This window comes from Agrobacterium sp. LAD9 (assembly GCF_003031125.1).
GTDB classification, from domain to species: Bacteria; Pseudomonadota; Alphaproteobacteria; order Rhizobiales; family Rhizobiaceae; genus Agrobacterium; species Agrobacterium radiobacter.
Genome location: NZ_PHGS01000014.1, coordinates 73,304 through 92,271, shown reverse-complemented (window position 1 = coordinate 92,271; position 18,968 = coordinate 73,304). Strand labels below are relative to the sequence as shown.

The window sequence follows — 18,968 nt, the reverse complement described above, 5'->3', positions numbered from 1 at the left end:
CTAGTCCCACAACAGGTCTAACGTTCCATGCGGCGGACGACGAACGCGACAACCGTACCAAACAGCATGTGGCCGATCAGCGATGCCCAGGTGAGAGTAACAAAACCGAGAAATGCCGGTTGGCCGCCAAACAGGTGTGCCATGACGTAAAGGGCGAAGATCCAAAGACCGATGCCGAAGCCGATACCTGTCAATAGTAATGGCAGCTTGGGGATGATCAGCCGCTGCAACGGCCGGGCGATGAACAGGTAGCCGATCGGATAAAAAACGATGCCCACGATCGCGTGGATCGCTTCGGCCAGCAACAAATTGTTGAACCCGAACACCGATTGAACGAGAGCAGCCGGCTCCAGTGGTCCGCCAACCCACAGTGGCGTGATCAGCCGTGCCCAGATTTCCCAGGTTATATTGGCGGCCAGTCCGGAAAGAATAATCGTCCGGCCGAGGCTTGGTTGAATTTCAGGGAAGACGCTTGTCTTTTGCATTTCCATCATAGACATCAAGGTTTCTCCTTCTTGGGGTCAGGCCGACAAGGTCATGCTGACCGAGTGCTCAATAGATCTGAAGAGGCGGTCTTCGGCTTTCAGACGTTGACGAATCTGGCCGATGCGCGACACACCGGCATTGTCTCCGCCGCCGCCAACCGCCTTGGCCAGTGCAAGGATAAAAAAGTCGCGCTGGGCGTTGCTGCCACCGATCTTCGGGAGGTTGGCGACCATTTTTTCCAGCACGCGCAGGTCGGCAGGCGCATCGAGTCCCGCCAGAACGCGCGCCATCGGCACGCCGATTTCCGCGGCGATGCGGGCCTGATCGTCCGTACCCATTGCCTTTGCGTCTATCTCGGCGACGAGTTCCGCCACGCCGCGCCGGTCGCCGACAGCGGCCATCGCCGCTAGATTGTGAAGAGCGGCGAAAACCAGTGTCGTATCGGTTCTGCGGCGGTAAGCGACCTCGGCGGCCTCCATCCAGCGGCTACCGACATGTATCCCCGATTGCTCCATCCGCCACAAAAGCGAAACGGCATTCGCCATGTCGCGGAAATCGTCTGTCTGTTGCGGTCGAACTTCATCGTCGTAAATTTGCAGGACGCGATCGTGATCGCCGCGTTCCAGATGCAGCAAAGCGAGATGCCAGGCCATATGGAAAGAGAAGTTGTTGCAACGCGACCAGGCCTTGCGGCTATTTTCCAGCCAGTCGATCCCTTCAACGGTGTCGCCGCGCATTTCGAAGACATGCGAAACGGCGTGCAGGCCCCAGGAATCGTCCGGCTGCAGGCTTACAGCTCGTTGTCCAGCAGCGAGCGCCTCGTCGTAACGTCCGTGTTCTTCAAGCGAGAAGGCATGGCATCCAAGAAAAAAGCCGACGGCCGGCGTACCAGGTCCCAAACGATCAACGGCCCGCGTACTCGCCCTCAGCATGCCCGTGGCATCACCAAGCATGAAGCGCAGCGCCTGCGAAATCTTGAACGGAAGAAAGGCCGCATTGCGATCCTCGAAGCCATTGTCCAGAATATCTGCAGCATGCGCGAAGGAGCCGCCAACCGCGGCATCCAAGGCTTTGACAAGAATTCTCTCATCACCAGTGCCACCGTCCTTGCTTGCCAATGCGGCGCGCGCGTCCTGGAGAGCGGCAGCTGCGGGTGCCGTAAGTTCAGACTTGGCGAGGATCAGGTTCGCAAAGCCCTTGAGAGTATGACCAGCGACGTGATCCGGATCTGCGGCTAGCGTTGATTGGATTGCTGTACTGACGTTCGGGCGATGCGCTGCCAGACCGAAAACGGCGCTTTCGAAAGCCCGCTGCGCTTCGTGGCTGTTACTGCTGGTCCCGAGACCGTATGCATCGCGTATCATCTAGGCGCTCCTTGGCGAAGGACGTCGACAGGAACCCATCGGGTTCACTGCTTTCGTCTGACAAACCCAATACGGTCGCGTCAGGTCGTTCGTTACAGCGGCCTTTGATTTTTTTCGCAGGTGCAGCGAAGCATCCCGCGAAACGGGCTCAGGACGGAAAATTTTAAAACGCCTGTAACAAAACAATGTTGAATTGCGAAGAGTACGGAAAGGATGGTTGCTCGAACAGGAATGGTGATCGAATGGCAGAACTGAAAACCGAAAGCGTGGTGCTCGTCACCGGTGCTGGTGGAAATCTGGGAAGGGCGGTGGTGCAGGAACTCGCAAGCAGAGGCGCGGGGCTTGTTTGCGTCGAGCGCAGCCTTGAAGCCCTCGATGACGCCGCCTCAGATCTTCCCCCCGGCACGCAAATCCTGAAGATCGGGGGTATAGATCTTGCCGACATGGGATCCTGCCAGGAGGTGGTGGCGAAGGCCATCGTCAGGTTCGGCCGCATCGATGCTCTCGCCAATACGGTCGGTGGCTTTCAGACCGGTCCTGTTGAGGAGGCCGGAATAGCTCAGTGGGAGCATCTGTTCCACATCAACGCCCGCACCGCCTACACGATCAGTGCGGCCGTTCTGAAGCCGATGCAGGACGCGGGGTACGGCCGCATCGTCCATGTCGCGGCAGCGCCGGGACTAAAGGCCGGCGCCCATCAAGCCGCCTATGCAGCATCGAAAGGGGCGGTGATCCGGCTTACGGAAGCGATCGCCGCGGAAAACCGCGACAAACGCATTACCGCCAACTGTATTTTGCCGGGCACGATCGACACGCCGCAAAACCGGTCGGCGATGCCGAACGCGAAGACGAGCAGCTGGGTTCAGCCAACGGATATCGCCAAGCTCATAGGGTTCCTCATTTCGCCTGCAGCCGGCATCGTCACTGGTGCGGCCATACTGGCGACCGGCCGCATCTGAGGGTCCCATGGTTTCGATGTCCGATCCCGTTTCCGCAGGATTGATGCTTTGGGCCGGCATCGGTCTTGCCGTCGCCGTCGCCTTTCTGCTGTTCGGATTCGACAAGGTCGATCCGGGAGCACGCGACGCCTATGCGGTCCGGCCACTTCTGGTCCCCGGGCTCGTTCTCCTCTGGCCGCTGGTCGTCTGGCGGTGGACCAATCTTTCCAGGGGAGAATGCTAGCATGCAGCGCCGTCACCGTCGCGCTCACACAGTGATCTGGACAGGCATCGCGGTCGTTCTCCCGATCATGCTTGTCGTTATCTTCGCGAGCGTTCCGAAACTGCCGGCCGATGCGCCGGCTGTGCGCGTTGATGCCACCGCAGCACAGGGGGATAAGCAACCGTGAGCCTATCCTACAAGCCGGTCATCTGGAACAAGACCAAGGTCATCTATGACGCGGTCATGCTGGCCGGAATCTTCATCTACATCCTCATTTTCCTGCGGCTGGGACCAGTCATATCCACCGCACTCCGGGATACCGACCTACCGATCCAGCGGATGCGTGCCTTCGGGTCTCTGGCCTTGCTGATGCTGACCATCGTCCTCGCAATCGGGCCACTGGCACGGATCGATGCCCGTTTCGTTCCGCTCCTCTACAATCGCCGTCATTTTGGCGTGATGACCGCGATCGTAGCAGCCACGCACGCCTATTATGTGCTCGGATGGTATTTCTCCTTCAGTCCAACACCACAGCTCACGGCGCTCTTCACCAGCAGTACCAGCTTCACGAGCATCGCCGGCTTTCCTTTCGAACTCTTCGGCGTCTTCGCGCTCGTCATTCTGGCCATCCTTGCGGTAACGAGCCACGATTTCTGGCTTTCCTTCCTGACGCCGCCGGTGTGGAAGGCGATCCACATGAGCGTCTACTTCGCCTATGCTGCGGTCATCCTGCATGTGGCGCTCGGCGCTCTGATCGATCGCCGGGATCTTGCTTTGGCATTTTTGTCGCTCGGCGGATTGACTACACTGTGCGTCCTGCACCTTGTCGCAGGTCGGCGGGAGACGTCGGCTGACATGGCTGCGTCGCAAAAGGCCCCCGAGGCGCCTTGGGTGATCGTTGGTGACGTAAGCGAGATTGCCGAAGGCAGGGCGATCATCGGGGCGGCATCGGGCGGCGAGCGCATTGCCGTCTTCCGTTCAAAGGGTGGTCTTTCAGCCGTATCCAATATCTGCTCGCACCAGAACGGCCCCATCGGCGAAGGCAAGGTCGTCATCGGCTTTATCACCTGCCCATGGCATGGCTATCAGTATCGTCCTGAGGACGGCTGTTCGCCACCGCCGTTCCGGGAGCGGATTCGCAAGTATCGTCTTCGCCTGGAGGGCTCGCGCATTCTGGTTGATCCGGAACCTTTGCCACTTGGCACAAAGCTGGAGCCGTTGGCCATCCCCGCGCAGTTGCTTCCCGCGGTCGCCGCGCCGAAGAGTGGAGGAACAGTTTGATGCCGAGGCCGGTAGAACGTGGATTTTTTGTCGGTTACTTCAAGAAGGTTCCAGCCGATGTCAGAGCGCTGATGATCGGCTTCATTGTGTTCTTCGTTGCCGGCATGGCATCGGCCTCCGTGTTTTTGTCTCTCAATACCGAAAGTCCCGGGGCGGGAAGCTATGCGGATGAGTTGCAAGGCGGGCATCTGGTGGGCACGATGGAGGTCAGGCCTTATCCGATCCTTCGTGTGCCTGCGGACGGCGCGAGGCCAGCACGCGCCGTCATGTTGGCGGGATCGGGCAAATTCGGGGTTGACGACAGGGCACTACCGCTAGCAGGCAAGGCAGCGCAGGCAGGTGGCATCTTCGTCAAGCGCGGAGATCTCGCGATGCTGCTGATCGGCGGCGAAGATGATTTGAAACCTGCCGAACCTCAGACACCGATCCGGCCTGGGACGGCAGCATCCGAAGATCTCGGACGGTGGCGGCTGACGGGTGAAATCTGCGACGGTAAATGCAGTGCCGGCGCCATGAAGCCGGGGACCGGCCTCGCGCACAAGGCCTGCGCCAATCTTTGTATCTCCGGAGGTGTTCCACCGGTCTTCGTTTCCACCGCACCCGTGGACGGCCACATCTTCTTTCTTCTCGCTTCGAAGGACGGAGGACCGATGCCGGCGGCCTTGCTCGACAAGACCGGTTTGCCGGTGGTGCTCGAAGGCAATATCGAACGCCGCGACGATCTGCTGATTTTCAAGATCGACCAGCTTGCCAGCGAGCCCGGCGCATGACGAGCGAGGCGCACCGTTCCGGCCGTCACCTGTTCGGCCTTCTGTTAGCTGCGATTGCTGCGGTCGCGATCATTCTGATCTGGCAATACGGTCTCTTCTACCTTGACGGCACGCCGTTCGAGGAATTGCGCTACGTGATTTTCGGCCTGACAGCCGTTGGCATGCTGTCAGGCCTTGATGTGCTGATGTCCAGATTGCTGCATTAGGCTCGAGGTCTCCAAGGTATCAAGGGAGCGATCGAATGGGAAGGCGGCGGTCAGTCCCCCACTTTGGCATTCAGAAATGCCGCTGCGCCGGGCGGCGCGCTTGCCTCGAACTCGGCATTGAAATCAGCAAACTCCTGCTCAAGTTCCATTCTCAAGGGTCCCTTATGAGCGGCCGGGTTCGCATCCGGGCATTTGCGGAATGCACGTGCCGTGAGCGCAGCGCGGTTGCGTTTTAACTCATTTGTTATAAAACGGACCCACTGGATTTCGAGACGATTGGGTCTGCGGAATCGATTGTTGAGAGCCCGACAATGGCCCGGCCAAGAGAATTCGACGAGGAGCAGGTCCTGCTAAAAGCCGTGGAACAGTTTTGGGAGCACGGGTACGAAGCAACCTCAATCCGGGATCTGGCGACAGCAATGGGGCTGACCACTGCAAGCGTCTACAACGCGTTTGGCGATAAGCGAGCGGTGTATCGCCGCGCCCTGGACTTTTATGTGGAACGAAGCTTCGGAGATCGGGTCGGCCGGTTCGAACGGAAACCACCGCGTGAGGCTATCGGCGCGTTTTTCGACGAAATCATCGACAGGTCACTCAATGACGTGAAACGAAAGGGCTGCATGCTCGTCAATTCCGCCCTGGAAGTTGCACCGCACGACCCAGAATTCCAGCGCGTCGTCGGTCAGGTTCTTGAGCAGGTAGAAGCATTCTTTCGACGTTGTATCGAGGCAGGTCAGGCAGACGAGACGATCAGCCAGGATCAACCTGCGGACGACCTGGCCCGCACATTGCTCGGAACACTTCTGGGAATTCGGGTTCTGGCAAGAACACGACCGGAAAGGGATATTCTCGAAGGTCTGATCAAACCCATCTTCGCCCTTTTGGAACCACGTGCAGAACGAAAGCCGTACAATGCCTTGGTATAGCCGATCTCATATCCTCGCCTTTGGTCATCTCTTAAAATCGGGACAGGCCAATAAAAGGATGACCTTGTGTAACAAAGTCGAGAGTTTCGACGAATTGGTCGGTATCAGATGAAAAATCTGGCGCGCGAGGAAGAGTGGGCCTCCTGGATGCGCTCCGCAATGGCGGGCGACAGCAGGGCCTATCATAGACTGTTGAACGCAATCACCCCGTATATTCGGGTCATGGCTCGTAAACGGTGTGAACAGTTCGGTGCGCCGTTGAGCGAGGCTGAGGACGTGGTGCAGGAAGTGCTGCTGGCAATCCATCTAAAGCGAGGAACATGGGACGTCGCGCGCCCACTGGGACCTTGGATTTCGGCGATCGTGCGCAACAAACTCGTCGATAGTCTGCGGCGACGAGGTCGCAATATCAATGTGCCACTGGAGGATGTTATCGCCTCACTGGAAAGTGACGAACGTATCAGCGTGTCCGACCGTGTCGATATAGAACGGATTCTTTCCCGGTTGAAAGACCCGCAACGCACGATCGTTCGGTCAATTTCGATCGAAGGGGTCAGTGTGCGTCAAACGGCAGAACAATTGAAGATGACCGAAGGGGCGGTTCGCGTCTCGCTGCATCGGGCATTGAAAGCGTTGGCCGCTTTTTATTCGGAGCGAGCCAATGAGAACGGATGATCTGATTGCCCTCCTGGTTCAGGACGCACCGGTCCGACAAAGCCTGAACCAATTGCTGCTTCATGCGGTCATCGCCGCGGTGCTGATTGCCGGAATTGGTTTCTTTGCTTTTATCGGGCCGCGACCGGATATCGACACCGCAATGGCGACCGGCCGATTCTTGCTCAAATTCGTCGTCACCATCTCCTTGGTCATGATGGCGAGTACCGTCTTATTCCGGATTGGAAAACCGGGTGTACCAACCGCGGCCTGGTCACGGACGATTCTGATTCCGGTCGTATTGATCGCATCGGCCGCTATTTTCGAGCTCTACGCAGTTCCCTCTGAAACTTGGCATACGCGGATGATAGGTCACAATGCGCGCTTCTGTCTGACTTTCATTCCCGCGCTGGCTGCCGGTCCTCTTTCGTGTTTTCTGTACGCGCTTCGACAAGCCGCGCCCGTGCGCCCCGCGATCGCGGGCGCCGTTGCCGGCCTGGTCGCTGCCGGTATCGCCGCGACCTTTTATGCAGCCAATTGTGATGACGACAGCCCCTTGTTCGTTATGCTTTGGTATCCCATCGCTATTTCCGCTGTCGCCTTGGCAGGGGCACTCCTGGGGCGCAGGTTGCTGCGTTGGTAGTCGAAAACTATGGCAAAACCGACTTCGTTTGTGGCTGGAGATAAAGGGCACTGGCAAATCGACAGTGTACGAGCCGTTTCGGGTACAGGGCTGGAGGTTGCAACCTCGATGACCGTGGCCGATGCGCACGAACCCTGTCTTTCGTCGCAGGTTACCTGGACTCTTCGAGGCACGGCCAGTAGCGCACGCTACACCAATCGCCTGGAAACCGAGCGGCTTTCAACGATTCAACCCCCTCTTGGCCGGAACACGGCGCGGATGGCCGTTTTAATTCCGATCAGAAAATCCGAGAGCTGGTGGTCTCTGGCTCAGGACGAGCGCCTGGGCGTTATTCAAGCTTCCGCGCATGTCGGAATTGGTATGGACTATTTGCCGGCAATCGCACGACGCCTATATCACAGCCGGGATCTCGGAGAGCCGTTCGACTTTCTCACCTGGTTTGAGTTCTCTGAAGACGCCAGTCCCCAGTTCGACACATTGCTTGACCGGTTGCGCGCGACCGAGGAATGGCAGTATGTCGAGCGAGAAGTTGAAATCCGTCTGCGGATGCGAGAACCAGGATATTGAGGTCGCGGAACGTTATCGGTTATGTTGTTGCCAGTAGGAAAGAAGTCGCGTGAGAACAGACGACCTGATCAATCTGATTGCTGAGGACACCCGACCGCCGGTCGAAATCTCGAAGGCACTCTTGCTTGCCGTTGTCATGGGAGCAACGACGTCGTGTGTGCTGTTTTTTGCCGTTTTGGGATTTCGCCCTGACTTCGCGGAAGCTGTCGAGACAGCGCGGTTTGCGTTTAAATTCCTGATCACCCTTTCGCTCTTTTCGATCGCTTCGTCATTGTTGACCGCCATGGTCCGGCCAGGGCAAGGTGCAACTGTCCGACGTTGGCTGTTGCTTCTCGTTCCGATCCTCCTCCTTGGAGCAGTGATCATGGAATTGATTGTTACGCCATCCGATGTGTGGGGCGTCCGGCTCATCGGCAGCAATGCCGCGCATTGCCTGATCGTGATCCCGCTCCTATCTTTCTTCCCGGGCGTCTTTTTGTTTCGTGCCATGAGAAACGGGGCTCCGGACAACCCGGGACAGGCCGGCGCCATCGCCGCGCTGGCGTCAGCCGGCATTGCGGCCACCCTCTATGCCTCCAACTGTCCTGATGACAGCCCTTTGTTTGTGGCCATGTGGTATTCAGCAGCGACCTTGGTAGTCGTAGCGATTGGATATTTCGCAGGTCGCCGCTTCCTTCGGTGGTAGAGCGACACTTCAGGCGGGGCGGAGTATGTAGGCGTCCGCAGGCATTGCGCCGAGCGAAAACTGGCAGAAAATGATCCAAGCCGCGCTGAGGGTTCTTTTTCTTATAGAGCGTCTTCAGATATCCATCGAAACACGATGCCACTTCCTCGAAACTGCGGGCCAGAATGTCATTTGGATCAAAAAGCTTCTTTTCAATGACGCAAGCATAGACTTTCAACTGCAGTTGCTTGTCGGCCAACAGCGACAGGATATCGACGACGGCTTGAACTCTGTCGTTCGGAGGCACAACTTTTCAAGTGCCATTGCCGGACCGCATTGGGTTGCCATGAAACTCGATATCTTGAGGACTGGTTGGGCTAAAGCGTGCCGCGACTGGGTCTATCTGGGCTTCCAGCCAGTGGGTTTGACGCTCGAAGATGCTGCTAAATCCGGCAAGGACGAAGAAGTCGGAGCTTGGGTCATGTGAGTGGCCCGACTCGTCGAGATAAAGTAGATGCAACGAATCCTCCAGAAACGAAAAAGCGGACCGCATGCGGACCGCTCGAATTCGGTAAGCCGAGTGAAACAATCGTTCAACGCACCGACGGATCAGCGCTCTCGATTGTGACCCACATATATCGGTTGCGGGTTGGTTTTTCAAGGGGGCGGCTCCGCGTGCGCGCGCCTGACAAAGAACCAGATATATCGTCCCGTCAGCCGTCATTATAAGGCAAAAAAAAGGCCACCGGAAAACCGAGGCCCTTGAAGTGTGAAGGTTAAGAACCTCCAGAGGGGAACAGCTGATGCGATGGCACTGGGAGGAGGCCATCGCGTGCATCAGCTATGGACAATATGCCTAGAATATATGCGGCGCGCAAACAAAAATTGTGCAATGCACCTATGCGTGAAGCGATTGTATCGGCGAACCACCGGATTTCTCGGCTTCATCTCGGATGCGATCGGTCTCCAACAGTCGTGAGCATCGAATCCGACCCGATGTCCGGGCCGGGAAAAACAAAGCATCATTGTATCCGCGACATTGCCGACGAGGTGGGCTGCGACTGGTTGCGACTGACGCCGCCAACCGAGGACTGGAATGACGCGCTGAAAGCGCGGGAAGAAGAAAATTGGGAAAGGAAAACTAGGTCAGGAAGAGGAGGTCTGCCGCATGCCCGCCGGCCGCGTCAAGGGTGAAGCTTCGCCCGCTTGCCAGTGGCCCTTGACCCGCCCGGACGGAGAGGCGGCGTGTAGGTAGACGACAGTGGGCTTCATCCCGAAACATTGTCGACATAGGAAGTCCTACCTTGATCCCATTCACCAGAGCGGCCTGCAAAGACCACGGTGCCTCGAGTTACGTCGCTAGCCTGGGCGATGATTTGATCGGTCGCTAGGCTGTCAACCCGCGCAACCTCATCCATCGCATCGATAACCAGTGGATGGTGCCCTGCGGCCGGCTGTCGATTGCGAAACACGCTTGCCTTGATCCTCGACGTTTGAAGGATCGCGGCGAGGGCGTTGAGCAAGTCTGTCTTCCCGGCACCAGGTTCCGCTAAAACGACAAAGAGCCCCCCTTCCTGAAGCAGGGTCTCTTCAGTGAAGGTGCGCTCGCCGACAACCAAAGCTCGCGGAATATAAACGGCCGTTCTCCAGTGTTGATGATTCCAGACGCAATAGTGATCTGACCAAATGGCCAACCTCGTCGAATCTGAAATAACAGTGGTGGTGAACATATCCACCGGATTTACGGAGACTCCCTCGCATTTTTGGTTGCGGCAGCAACTCTCGACACGACATCATTTCGTTCAGGCACCGAAATGCCGCGACTTTCTCACCTTGAATGTCAGAAAAAGATATGTTATTTTCTGATACATGAGAACAGTCCCGTCATCAGTTCCCGATCAAATTATGAAGCGTGCTCGTGCTCGCGGGCGTGGCGGTGTTTTTACGCCCACTGATTTCCTGGACGTGGCCGCCCGGTCAACAGTCGACCAAGCCCTTTCCCGATTGGCCAAGAATGGAAAGCTCCGCCGTCTCGCACGGGGCCTGTACGACTTCCCAAAGGTTCATCCGCAGCTCGGCCCGCTTTCACCAACCCCTGACGATGTCGCGCAAGCATTGGCCCGCGAGACCGGATCACACGTGCAGATCGCCGGCGCGCGCGCGGCGAACGCCCTTGGCCTGTCAACTCAGGTCCCTGCAAAAAATACGTATCTGACCAATGGGCCCTCCCGCCGCGTCGTGCTGGGTAAGCGCGTCGTCGATTTGCGTCACGCTTCGCCCAAGCATCTTATCGCTCCGGGCAGTGCTGCCGGCACAGTCGTGCAAGCCCTTCGCCACGTCGGAGCCGTTCGTGCCGCGGACGTCGCGCAGATCGCGTCACGTCGGTTGTCGGTCAACGACAAGAAGACGCTTGCATCCAATGCAATTCAGGCCCCCGCGTGGATGCGACCGACGCTTGTCTCGATCGCTACCGCAGCATCGGATGGCATCGATGGATAAAGTCGCTCTTCTCCCTGCCGGCGATCGGGCAGCCCTCTTTGGCGAGACGGGCGCCGACCGAGGGGTCGCCGATACGATCATAGAAAAAGACTTTTGGGTCTGTTGGACGCTGAAGCGGCTTTTCGGCCTGCAGCAAAAGGACACAGCCACCCTTGTGTTCAAGGGTGGCACGTCCCTCTCCAAGGCGTTCGGCGCCATCCGCCGCTTTTCAGAAGATATCGACCTGTCTTTTGATCGGGCGGACCTCGGTTACACCGGCGACCGCGATCCCGAGGGGGAGGGCATAAGCAAGAAAAAGGCTGACAAACTCATCGAGGCTCTGGTAACCGATGTCGAGCAGCATATCGCCGAGAAGCTGCTTCCGGCTCTTAGGGCCGCGATCGTCGAGCAACTCGGTGAGCCGACCAAGGGCGAGTGGTCGCTTGAGTTCGACGCCGCCGACGCTCAGACGGTGAATTTTCATTATCCGACTGCGCTGGCAGCCGCTGAATACGAAGGCATGGCCTATATTACGCCGCGGGTGAAGCTCGAGCTCGGCGCGCGCGGCGATCCCTGGCCCACCGAGGAAAGGGTCATTCGCTCCTATGCGGCCGAGGACTATCCCGGCTTTTTCGAAGATACTGAGACCACCGTGACTGTTCTTTCCGCACAGCGGACTTTTTGGGAGAAGGCCACAGCGTTGCACGCGGAGGCACACCGCCCTGCAGAAACGCCGACGCCTCAATATTTCTCGCGGCACTATTATGATCTGGCCATGCTTCTTGACACGATTGAGGGAAGAGCTGCCGCCACGGATTTCGACCTTCTCGCAACGGTAGCAAAGCACAAGGCGACTTTCTTTCGATCAGGTTGGGCCAGCTACGACACCGCTCGTCCGGGCACCTTGCGTCTGATGCCGAGTGAGGCGCGCATCAAAGATCTGCGTTCCGATTATCGCGCTATGGTACCGATGATGTTCGATGAAAAACCGCCCTCGTTCGACGACATACTTGCCAAAATCGAGAAGCTGCAAGAAACAATAAACAGATAGTGGCCATCGATGGGACCGTGACCACTGAAAGAATCGAGACCAAGCATGGCCTTTCCAGACTTTTCGCCGTTGGAACTGAGAATACTCGATCACATTCAGTACCTGACGGATGCAGAGGCATGGCGGCGGCCTCGTTCGGTCAGGGTGAGGTAGGATTCCGTATCGATGTTCGTCCCACAAACCACGATACCGATGCGCTGCCGGCCATGCTCTGGCGCAATGGGCCGGCCGATAGGGGACGTTTGCGGATGAGGGCGAAATACTACCTTAAGATAGCCGCCAGCCCGGACTCGACGGCGATCGGAAGCAGCCCTTCCTCACGCATCAATTCGAATGTCGGCGTGGGAATGAGAAAGCTTTCGAAAGACTGGAAGCGCTTGGCCCCCTCCACCCAGACATCGCCCGCATCGAGCCTGCGCTTCAATTCGCTGAACAGGCAAAGTTCATATGCCCGGCGATCAATCTTACCATCCAGCAGAATGAGCGGCATCCAGCCCTTTGGAGCAAACGAGATCGGCGACCTTTCCGGTATCGCCCTTTTGCCCGTGCGATAAAGATCAGCGACCACCGAAAGTGCCCGCAACAAATTTGCCGCCACGGCGTGACCACGGAAGACGAGGGTGGAAAGAAACTGCGGCGCAAGTTTCCGGATCGTCGGATAACGCTGGAGCATGTCGATTTTGCCGTCGATGACATCCGGGGCGATCAGCGTATCGACCGCCTCGACACTGAGCGTGAAGGCCGGCCACTGTATTGCACGTTCAATGGCTTTGGCGATGTCTTCGCCTTTCTCTCTTGCCTCGATGATCGCGTGGCAGACTTTCGAAACATCCTTCAGCGGCTTCTGAACCTCACGAGCCGATCGGGTCACACGAGCGGCCGCCCGATTGTCGGCTCGCGGGGTTAGGATGCCCATGATCTTCTTGAACATGTCGATGGCGCAGTCGGTCAGGTCGCGGCAAGGACGGCGTGCCGGCGTTCGGGATTGAGGTCGCGCAGATGCTGCGCGCTCATCCGCATGCCCTCGGCCGCAAATTCGTCAAAGACCTTGGCGGGAATGCGCTCCATCAAAGCCGCCGACAGGTTCAGCGAACGCAGAAAGCGAACGCGCTCGGCGATCCGGTCGAGGTTGACGGCGGCCGGCGATAATGCTGGTGTTCTGGCCCACGCTAGGACAGTCAGGCTCGTCCCCTCACGTGCATCGAGAAGTTTGTCGACGAGCTTCTGGCTCTCGGATAGCCCGCTAGCCAAAGCCCGGTGAGCGATGCGGATGCCGCGCCGGATCGCTACATGAATGATGGCTTCGAGCGCCGATCGTGTCGGGAGGAGGATTCTTCGACGCCGCAATTCCTCCACCACCATGTCCGCCAATTTGTCGGCCTGGCGCAGTGTTTGGGCCGCTGGCGTCAGCCAGCCGGTCAGCGCCCGAACATCCGAAGGAGCGAACGGTCGGATCTGCATTCGGTCGAAAAACAGGACGAGATGTTCGCGCCGCGTCTGCGGCCGGCCCGGATAATGCAGCGTTGCCAGAATACAGGCAAGACCCAACCGGTTCGAGGCCTTGTTCTGCCGCATGATGAGGTCGAGGTCAGGTCGGTCCAGCGTGTAGTGTTTGGCGATCTCCCTATCGTCATCCGGGATGGTTGTCGCCTGCTGCCACCATGCCTCGCTCAATAGTGCTCTTCGTGCCATTCTCTGATCTTCCAATTTCGTTGCGCAGGTACAGCGAACTGGAAAATACCTGTCCGACAAACGGACGTTTGATGGAACCCACAAGTTTTGTCCGCAAATATTGCTATTTAACGGCAAATCGGACATTGTCCGTATTGAACCAGAAAACGGACAAGTCGCACCTTTTGACAGCGATCGGCTATGCAAGGGTCTCGACTGAAGACCAGGATACGGCTCGATGCCTTGAGGAAGGCAGGCTGCGAGAAGCTGCTCGAGGATAAGGCGTCAGGAGTGAAGACCGATCGACCCGGCCTGACGGATGCAATCCGCTATGCGCGTGACGGCGATACGCTGACGGTCTGGAAGCTCGACCGCCTTGGCCGATCGATGAAACACCTGATCGAGATCGTCACTGAGTTGGAAGCAAAAGGCGTCGGCTTCCGCTCCCTCACCGAGAATATCGACACCACATCCGGCGGTCGCCTGGTGTTCCATCTGTTTGGGGCCCTCGCGCAATTCGAACGCGACCTGATCCGGGAGAGAACGCGGCCGGGCTGCAAGCGGCGGAAGAACGTGGCCGGCGCGGCGGCCGTCAGGCGGTTGTGACACCCGACAAGCTCGCAAAGGCACGCCAGCATCTGGCGACTAGCCTCAACGTGCGGGGGAGCCGCTGCTCGCGTGAAAATCGGCAAGACTGCTCTCTATGAAGCTCTCAAGACGGAAAACATCGAGAGATAAATCAGAACAGCCTCGGCAAGCCAACGAAAAATTACCCCTTGAACATCGACGAGTGCAGATTGGAGAATCCATGGACTACCCCCTCCCGCAAGATTTCGTAGCAGCGCTTAGGCAGCCATTCGACAGCAAGGCTGGCAGCGCCATAGTGGAGCCCTTCAGCATTGTCTGGGGTGACGCTGTCGCGCTGGATAAAGGATTGGACAGCTATGACATTATGATTCCGAAGTTGGGTATTCACCTCAATTTCAAGCATACCGGCGTGGTGTACGACCATGAATATCAAGATGACGGCAAAGGCCCATTCCTGCTGACGAAGTGTACCTTCTGGGGGAATGAGGAAGGCTATGAGAGCTACGGGGGGCCGATATGGAAGGGCTTGACCTTCTCCGACACGGTGGCCGATGCGGAGGCAAAATTGGGGCCGCCCACGAGAGTTAATCAGCATGGCATCCACCGCTGGGAGCTGCCGGATTTCAGATTGACCATCCATTGGAAGACCCCGAACAGCATTCGGGTAATTTCATATTGGATGAAAGAATAGCGAATGGCTGTTGTCATTTGCCGCGCCAATTGGTGGAATTTCCCTCTCAGGCGATCCAGGTGACAAAAGGATGGTATTCCGCCAATCGGGGACCTTTTGGGCTCGCAGCCATCTCTATCGGATTGGCTCCGTTTGAGTTCGATGGGGAATTGCACGATACGTCGCTCCAATGCGATCAAATTGATCTTGACCTTACTGATTTTCCGGCTTTGGCCGGCAAGACCTTCGAGTTTCCTCTCAATCCTGAACCAGGCTACGTAGACGGAAGCATCTGCCTGTTCGGCGTGCATGTCATCTTCCTCACCAAGCGCTTGTCATTTGGAAATATGGATAAGGAGACCATTGCGCTCAGGATCGAAGGAACACTCGAATTCAGCACCAGTGGGCTGACGCAATATCAGGACGCTTCACTGTCACTCGATTCGTTTCTCCCATTGCCATTGACACCCGGAAGGCTTTCCTCCTTGGCCGAAACCGCTATCGATCAGGTCGCGGCACAGTCGCCGTCTGACATCGGCAAGGTCATGGCTTTGCTCGCCCGGGACAGTCGCGCCAAAGACTGGATGGCTGAGCTCAATGCCGAGGTGCGTCGCACCCTTGCATCCCGAGGTAGAGTGTAGAGGATAAAATTGCCAAACCTCCCAAAACTGCTCGGCTACGCCGTTCTGATTGCGGTGTTCCCCGTGGCTTTCATAGGCATAGTGGGAACCGCAAACGAGTATCGTGCGATTGGCATCGATGGGATCGATTGTGACGGGCCGGCTTCTGTTCTGCTCTTTGCCGTCCCTGCAATGGCTGAATATGGAATTTCCGGTGCGATATTCTTCTACCGTTTCAGGCGTCGCGGCTCCCTTATCCTGGGCATCACTTGCGGGCTGATATGTTTGGGGCTGCTTTGGAATATTTGGGGTGCAATCGCGGAACAATGGAAAAACACTGCCGAAGCTACCTGTCAGGTTGAACCATAACAAGCAAGGCGTTGTCGTTTTGGCGGCGTCAATTCGCCGGACTGTCCACCGAGATTTCTTCGAAATCCAGAATGCCTGCCTTGGCGTTGGGCAAGATGGCCAGCATCTGGCCGGCCACCGTCTGCACAATCGAGATTCCAAACGAAACATCGGGCTGGCCATCAGGCTTTGCCACCTGGCCTCTTACCGGGCTCAGGATCAAACTATCGGAATCCCGGCCGGGTGACGTCCATTCCTTCGAACGGATGCGCGTGCCGGCAGGATATGCGACCCCGCCCAGACGCAGGTCCGTAGCGAGCGCCGCTTCGGTGAAACCCGCTAAATGACGGTCGCGATAGACAAATATCCGGGCGCCCTGCAAAGGCAGGCCACGCACCGTCACTGTAGTCTCGGGCGCAAGAAAAACGGTCCAGCCGCGGGATGCTCCAAGCGTCATCAGTTTCGCACCGGCTGGGATTTCCAGACTTTCCAGTCGATTAGCTGCGCCGAGCGTGCAGGAATTGAAGAAGGCCTCGCCGGCTTCGAGTTCGAACGCCACCGGCTTCCCTTTCCCGCAAAGCCAACCATCGACATGCTGGTCGGAGGCCGGGGTCACCTGCATCGAGGTGGCCTTATAAGTAGCGGTATCGACATCCGGATAGAGATTACGGCTGAGGCTCTCCGCAGCAATCCCGTTGACCGGGGTTGGAACGGGAAAATCGGCGGAATCGAAAGCTTCCGGATCACCTGGCGCTATGCCGTGCAAACGGGTTCCTGCCGGCATCGCAATTCCGGCCACCATAGCCGGCTTTTCCAAGGTGATATTCCGCGCCTCCTCCTCGCGCTTCATATCCGCATCCGCGAGATAACCTCGATAGAGGAAGGACAGGACGAATGTCGATGACAGGGCGAGTAGCATCAAGAGGGGCAGGGTGAACCACAGTCGAGCCCGAAACGCCCTTCGCGCGCCGCGCCAGACGCCGAGGACTGCGAGCCATGATACGAAGATAAGCGCCGATATGGCGGAGACCAGCAGCAGAACGTAAAAGAAGGCGGGAATGGATGGAATTGGGATCATATCCGGGCTGACACTACTCTAGGCAATTCGTGAAATCATTGCTCTGATGACTGGCGTAAAATCGAATTGTCGCGAAAATCGAGCGAATGCGCTATCACACACACTGAAGACGGCACTTTTTCAATCCCTCAAGCGCATTGAGTGAAAATTATCAAGGCAGCGGAATGAATCCAATGCGCGGCGGCTTACCTGCGGTTTTGGCGATTTTATCCCGACAAGGCCGGCTTTTGGCATGCCGTCAGGCCGCTCTATCTGACGACACCGGTACGGGGAGGATGAATGCGAAGTCAGACGAATTTGCTCCTCGATACATCAACGGGTAATGCGACGGAGGCTCTTCTTACCATGTTCGGGCTGGGATATCTCGTCGTCCACGGAAAACGCTTCGACGCGGACGGGGCCATCACCTCGTACGACCTCCTCGCTCGGTTCGAGGCCGCCGAGTTGGATGGGGAACCCATGCTGCGAATAGTAAAACACCAAGCCGGCGAAGCTGCCTCAAATCGATCCAACTAGCGATAGAATGACTACCTTGCGAAGAGAATCTCGGCCCAAAATTAAGCCGACATTTGTACGTCTACCGAATGCGAGAGCGAGATGGACATGGAGAAGGCAATCCGGCAATTCGAGCTTCAGTTTGCACTGGAATTGCCAGATCATTTGCGAGAGGCATTGCTCAGAGACCAGATTCCCAACGAGAACGTGGTGTTCGAGACAGAGGACCGCAAAGTCGCAGGCTGGATAACCGAATTTTTCCCAGTGAAATCCGATGGCAGTACCAGCTACGCATCCGAATATGAACAGATATCTCTGGCCCAACTGCTGCCGCGCAACCTCCTACCGATCGCAATGGTTGCCAACTACGACCGCATCGTCGTCTCGCTGAGTGGGGCAGACAAGGGCTATATTTACTACTGGGCTTGGTCGGAAGAGCCGGACCCGGAATCAAATTCGTACCAATTACCTGCATCGCATCGCTGTGGACTTTTCTGAATTCCTCACTGTTTTGCGGCGAGAAATCTGACGTAGGAATCGGCAGTGATTGGGAATACGACAGTGAACGCATTCGTCGTTTGGGTGGATGGCAATCACAACCGTGATCCGAAACAGCTAAGGTCGTTGCCGGCCAGTCCCTGCCGGATGACATCAGCACCACCATTGTGACGGAAGAAACGTTCCCAAAGCCAGTCGTCCAGACCGTTAGCAGAAGATGTTCGATCCCCGCGTTTTCACGCCTCGTCCCCCCCTCGCGAGTTTATATACCTACTGCCATTCTGTCTGTATGAAAGATCGAAACGCAAAATCGGATGATGCAGAAATTCACCTGAGCCCGGACGAGGCACTCGTGCTTTTCGAACTTCTTTCTCGTTGGTGTGATCAGAAAACGACTAACACACCGGACAATACGTGCTTCGAAAGCACCGCTGAATGCGCTGTATTGCACGGCTTGCTTGCTGACCTTGAGAAGCAGCTTATCACTCCGTTCAAGGCCGATTACGACCAGGTTCTCAAGGATGCTCGGAATCGTTTAGCAGAGCGGTGGGATTACCCAACCCTCCGCGGCTGAACACAACAAGGCGTCATCTGGTGCTTGCAATCCATACCGGAGGCATGATTGACACACGATGTGGACGCTCTCTAATTCCCGGATACAACAAAAATCTGGTGGCTGCGAGCCAAGGGGCTCTTGATCTTCAATCGCTACCACGCCCGACGTGCGTCGGGCTGTGTTCATATGCAAA

The 18,968-nt window shown here is 57.2% G+C and carries 24 protein-coding genes and 1 pseudogene; 18 read left to right on the top strand and 7 right to left on the bottom strand.

Features of this window, described 5'->3' with window-relative positions:
* Positions 1–17: 17 nt before the first annotated feature.
* Positions 18–500 (bottom strand): hypothetical protein, encoded by a 483-nt coding sequence (locus tag DA915_RS15705; RefSeq protein WP_107676527.1) that lies wholly within the window; start codon positions 498–500, stop codon positions 18–20.
* Positions 501–521: 21 nt separating this feature from the next.
* Positions 522–1,850: a tetratricopeptide repeat protein gene (locus DA915_RS15700; RefSeq protein ID WP_107676526.1), complete on the bottom strand. Its 1,329-nt coding sequence runs from the start codon at positions 1,848–1,850 to the stop codon at positions 522–524.
* A gap of 251 nt (positions 1,851–2,101) precedes the next feature.
* Here DA915_RS15700 and DA915_RS15695 point away from each other — a divergent pair, with 251 nt between their 5' ends.
* The 11 genes from DA915_RS15695 (at position 2,102) to DA915_RS15650 (ending at position 8,743) form a co-directional block, all read left to right on the top strand.
* Positions 2,102–2,809 carry an SDR family NAD(P)-dependent oxidoreductase gene (locus DA915_RS15695; RefSeq protein ID WP_371412720.1) on the top strand — a complete coding sequence of 236 codons (708 nt, stop codon included), beginning with the start codon at positions 2,102–2,104 and terminating at the stop codon, positions 2,807–2,809.
* A 7-nt stretch (positions 2,810–2,816) separates the two neighbouring features.
* Positions 2,817–3,032: a hypothetical protein gene (locus DA915_RS15690; RefSeq protein ID WP_107676524.1), complete on the top strand. Its 216-nt coding sequence runs from the start codon at positions 2,817–2,819 to the stop codon at positions 3,030–3,032.
* Position 3,033: 1 nt separating this feature from the next.
* Entirely contained in the window at positions 3,034–3,198 is a 165-nt protein-coding gene (locus DA915_RS28945; RefSeq protein ID WP_192886565.1) for a hypothetical protein, read from the top strand.
* The gene (locus DA915_RS15685) at positions 3,195–4,292 is read left to right on the top strand and encodes a Rieske 2Fe-2S domain-containing protein (protein ID WP_107676523.1); all 1,098 of its coding nucleotides are present in this window, start codon (positions 3,195–3,197) and stop codon (positions 4,290–4,292) included. The genes DA915_RS28945 and DA915_RS15685 overlap by 4 nt, the downstream gene beginning before the upstream one ends.
* On the top strand, positions 4,292–5,062 hold the full coding sequence (locus DA915_RS15680; protein ID WP_107676522.1) for a hypothetical protein: 771 nt from the start codon (positions 4,292–4,294) through the stop codon (positions 5,060–5,062). The genes DA915_RS15685 and DA915_RS15680 overlap by 1 nt, the downstream gene beginning before the upstream one ends.
* On the top strand, positions 5,059–5,268 hold the full coding sequence (locus DA915_RS15675; RefSeq protein ID WP_107676521.1) for a hypothetical protein: 210 nt from the start codon (positions 5,059–5,061) through the stop codon (positions 5,266–5,268). Before DA915_RS15680 ends, DA915_RS15675 begins: the two co-directional genes overlap by 4 nt.
* Positions 5,269–5,579: 311 nt before the next feature.
* Entirely contained in the window at positions 5,580–6,194 is a 615-nt protein-coding gene (locus tag DA915_RS15670) for a TetR/AcrR family transcriptional regulator (protein ID WP_107676520.1), read from the top strand.
* A gap of 108 nt (positions 6,195–6,302) precedes the next feature.
* A complete protein-coding gene (locus DA915_RS15665; protein ID WP_107676519.1) occupies positions 6,303–6,869 on the top strand; it encodes a sigma-70 family RNA polymerase sigma factor in 567 nt (188 codons plus the stop codon).
* Complete coding sequence (locus tag DA915_RS15660) at positions 6,856–7,491, top strand: NrsF family protein (RefSeq protein WP_107676518.1); 636 nt, start codon at positions 6,856–6,858, stop codon at positions 7,489–7,491. Before DA915_RS15665 ends, DA915_RS15660 begins: the two co-directional genes overlap by 14 nt.
* A 9-nt stretch (positions 7,492–7,500) precedes the next feature.
* Positions 7,501–8,058, top strand: a complete 558-nt coding sequence (locus DA915_RS15655; RefSeq protein ID WP_107676517.1) for a chlorite dismutase family protein — start codon at positions 7,501–7,503, stop codon at positions 8,056–8,058.
* 49 nt (positions 8,059–8,107) lie between these two features.
* On the top strand, positions 8,108–8,743 hold the full coding sequence (locus tag DA915_RS15650; protein WP_107676516.1) for an NrsF family protein: 636 nt from the start codon (positions 8,108–8,110) through the stop codon (positions 8,741–8,743).
* A 292-nt stretch (positions 8,744–9,035) separates the two neighbouring features.
* Here the strand turns inward: DA915_RS15650 and DA915_RS29475 are convergent, their stop codons facing one another.
* Together DA915_RS29475 and DA915_RS15635 are read right to left on the bottom strand one after the other, a co-directional pair.
* A complete protein-coding gene (locus DA915_RS29475; protein ID WP_371412717.1) occupies positions 9,036–9,275 on the bottom strand; it encodes a DUF3800 domain-containing protein in 240 nt (79 codons plus the stop codon).
* Between the two features lie 715 nt (positions 9,276–9,990).
* On the bottom strand, positions 9,991–10,458 hold the full coding sequence (locus DA915_RS15635; RefSeq protein WP_153064566.1) for a hypothetical protein: 468 nt from the start codon (positions 10,456–10,458) through the stop codon (positions 9,991–9,993).
* 169 nt (positions 10,459–10,627) lie between these two features.
* Here DA915_RS15635 and DA915_RS15630 point away from each other — a divergent pair, with 169 nt between their 5' ends.
* Together DA915_RS15630 and DA915_RS15625 are read left to right on the top strand one after the other, a co-directional pair.
* Positions 10,628–11,221, top strand: a complete 594-nt coding sequence (locus DA915_RS15630; RefSeq protein WP_107676513.1) for a DUF6088 family protein — start codon at positions 10,628–10,630, stop codon at positions 11,219–11,221.
* A complete protein-coding gene (locus DA915_RS15625) occupies positions 11,214–12,251 on the top strand; it encodes a nucleotidyl transferase AbiEii/AbiGii toxin family protein (protein WP_107676627.1) in 1,038 nt (345 codons plus the stop codon). Before DA915_RS15630 ends, DA915_RS15625 begins: the two co-directional genes overlap by 8 nt.
* 262 nt (positions 12,252–12,513) lie before the next feature.
* Here the strand turns inward: DA915_RS15625 and DA915_RS15620 are convergent, their stop codons facing one another.
* The gene (locus DA915_RS15620) at positions 12,514–13,182 is read right to left on the bottom strand and encodes a hypothetical protein (RefSeq protein WP_107676512.1); all 669 of its coding nucleotides are present in this window, start codon (positions 13,180–13,182) and stop codon (positions 12,514–12,516) included.
* A 17-nt stretch (positions 13,183–13,199) separates the two neighbouring features.
* Positions 13,200–13,925: a DUF4158 domain-containing protein gene (locus tag DA915_RS15615; RefSeq protein ID WP_192886561.1), complete on the bottom strand. Its 726-nt coding sequence runs from the start codon at positions 13,923–13,925 to the stop codon at positions 13,200–13,202.
* Between the two features lie 182 nt (positions 13,926–14,107).
* Between DA915_RS15615 and DA915_RS15610 the strand changes: the two are divergent.
* The 4 genes and pseudogenes from DA915_RS15610 to DA915_RS15595 all read left to right on the top strand — a co-directional run bounded on the left by DA915_RS15610 (position 14,108) and on the right by DA915_RS15595 (position 16,169).
* Positions 14,108–14,660: pseudogene (locus DA915_RS15610) on the top strand (recombinase family protein).
* 70 nt (positions 14,661–14,730) lie between these two features.
* Positions 14,731–15,201: a hypothetical protein gene (locus tag DA915_RS15605; protein WP_107676510.1), complete on the top strand. Its 471-nt coding sequence runs from the start codon at positions 14,731–14,733 to the stop codon at positions 15,199–15,201.
* Complete coding sequence (locus DA915_RS15600; protein ID WP_192886560.1) at positions 15,150–15,821, top strand: GatB/YqeY domain-containing protein; 672 nt, start codon at positions 15,150–15,152, stop codon at positions 15,819–15,821. Before DA915_RS15605 ends, DA915_RS15600 begins: the two co-directional genes overlap by 52 nt.
* A gap of 9 nt (positions 15,822–15,830) precedes the next feature.
* Positions 15,831–16,169 (top strand): hypothetical protein, encoded by a 339-nt coding sequence (locus tag DA915_RS15595; protein WP_107676508.1) that lies wholly within the window; start codon positions 15,831–15,833, stop codon positions 16,167–16,169.
* Positions 16,170–16,197: 28 nt separating this feature from the next.
* On the opposite strand, the gene DA915_RS15590 is transcribed toward DA915_RS15595, so the two are convergent.
* Complete coding sequence (locus DA915_RS15590; RefSeq protein WP_107676507.1) at positions 16,198–17,226, bottom strand: hypothetical protein; 1,029 nt, start codon at positions 17,224–17,226, stop codon at positions 16,198–16,200.
* A gap of 603 nt (positions 17,227–17,829) precedes the next feature.
* On the opposite strand from DA915_RS15590, the gene DA915_RS15580 reads away from it, so the two are divergent.
* Complete coding sequence (locus DA915_RS15580) at positions 17,830–18,219, top strand: SMI1/KNR4 family protein (RefSeq protein ID WP_192886559.1); 390 nt, start codon at positions 17,830–17,832, stop codon at positions 18,217–18,219.
* Positions 18,220–18,968: the final 749 nt, after the last annotated feature.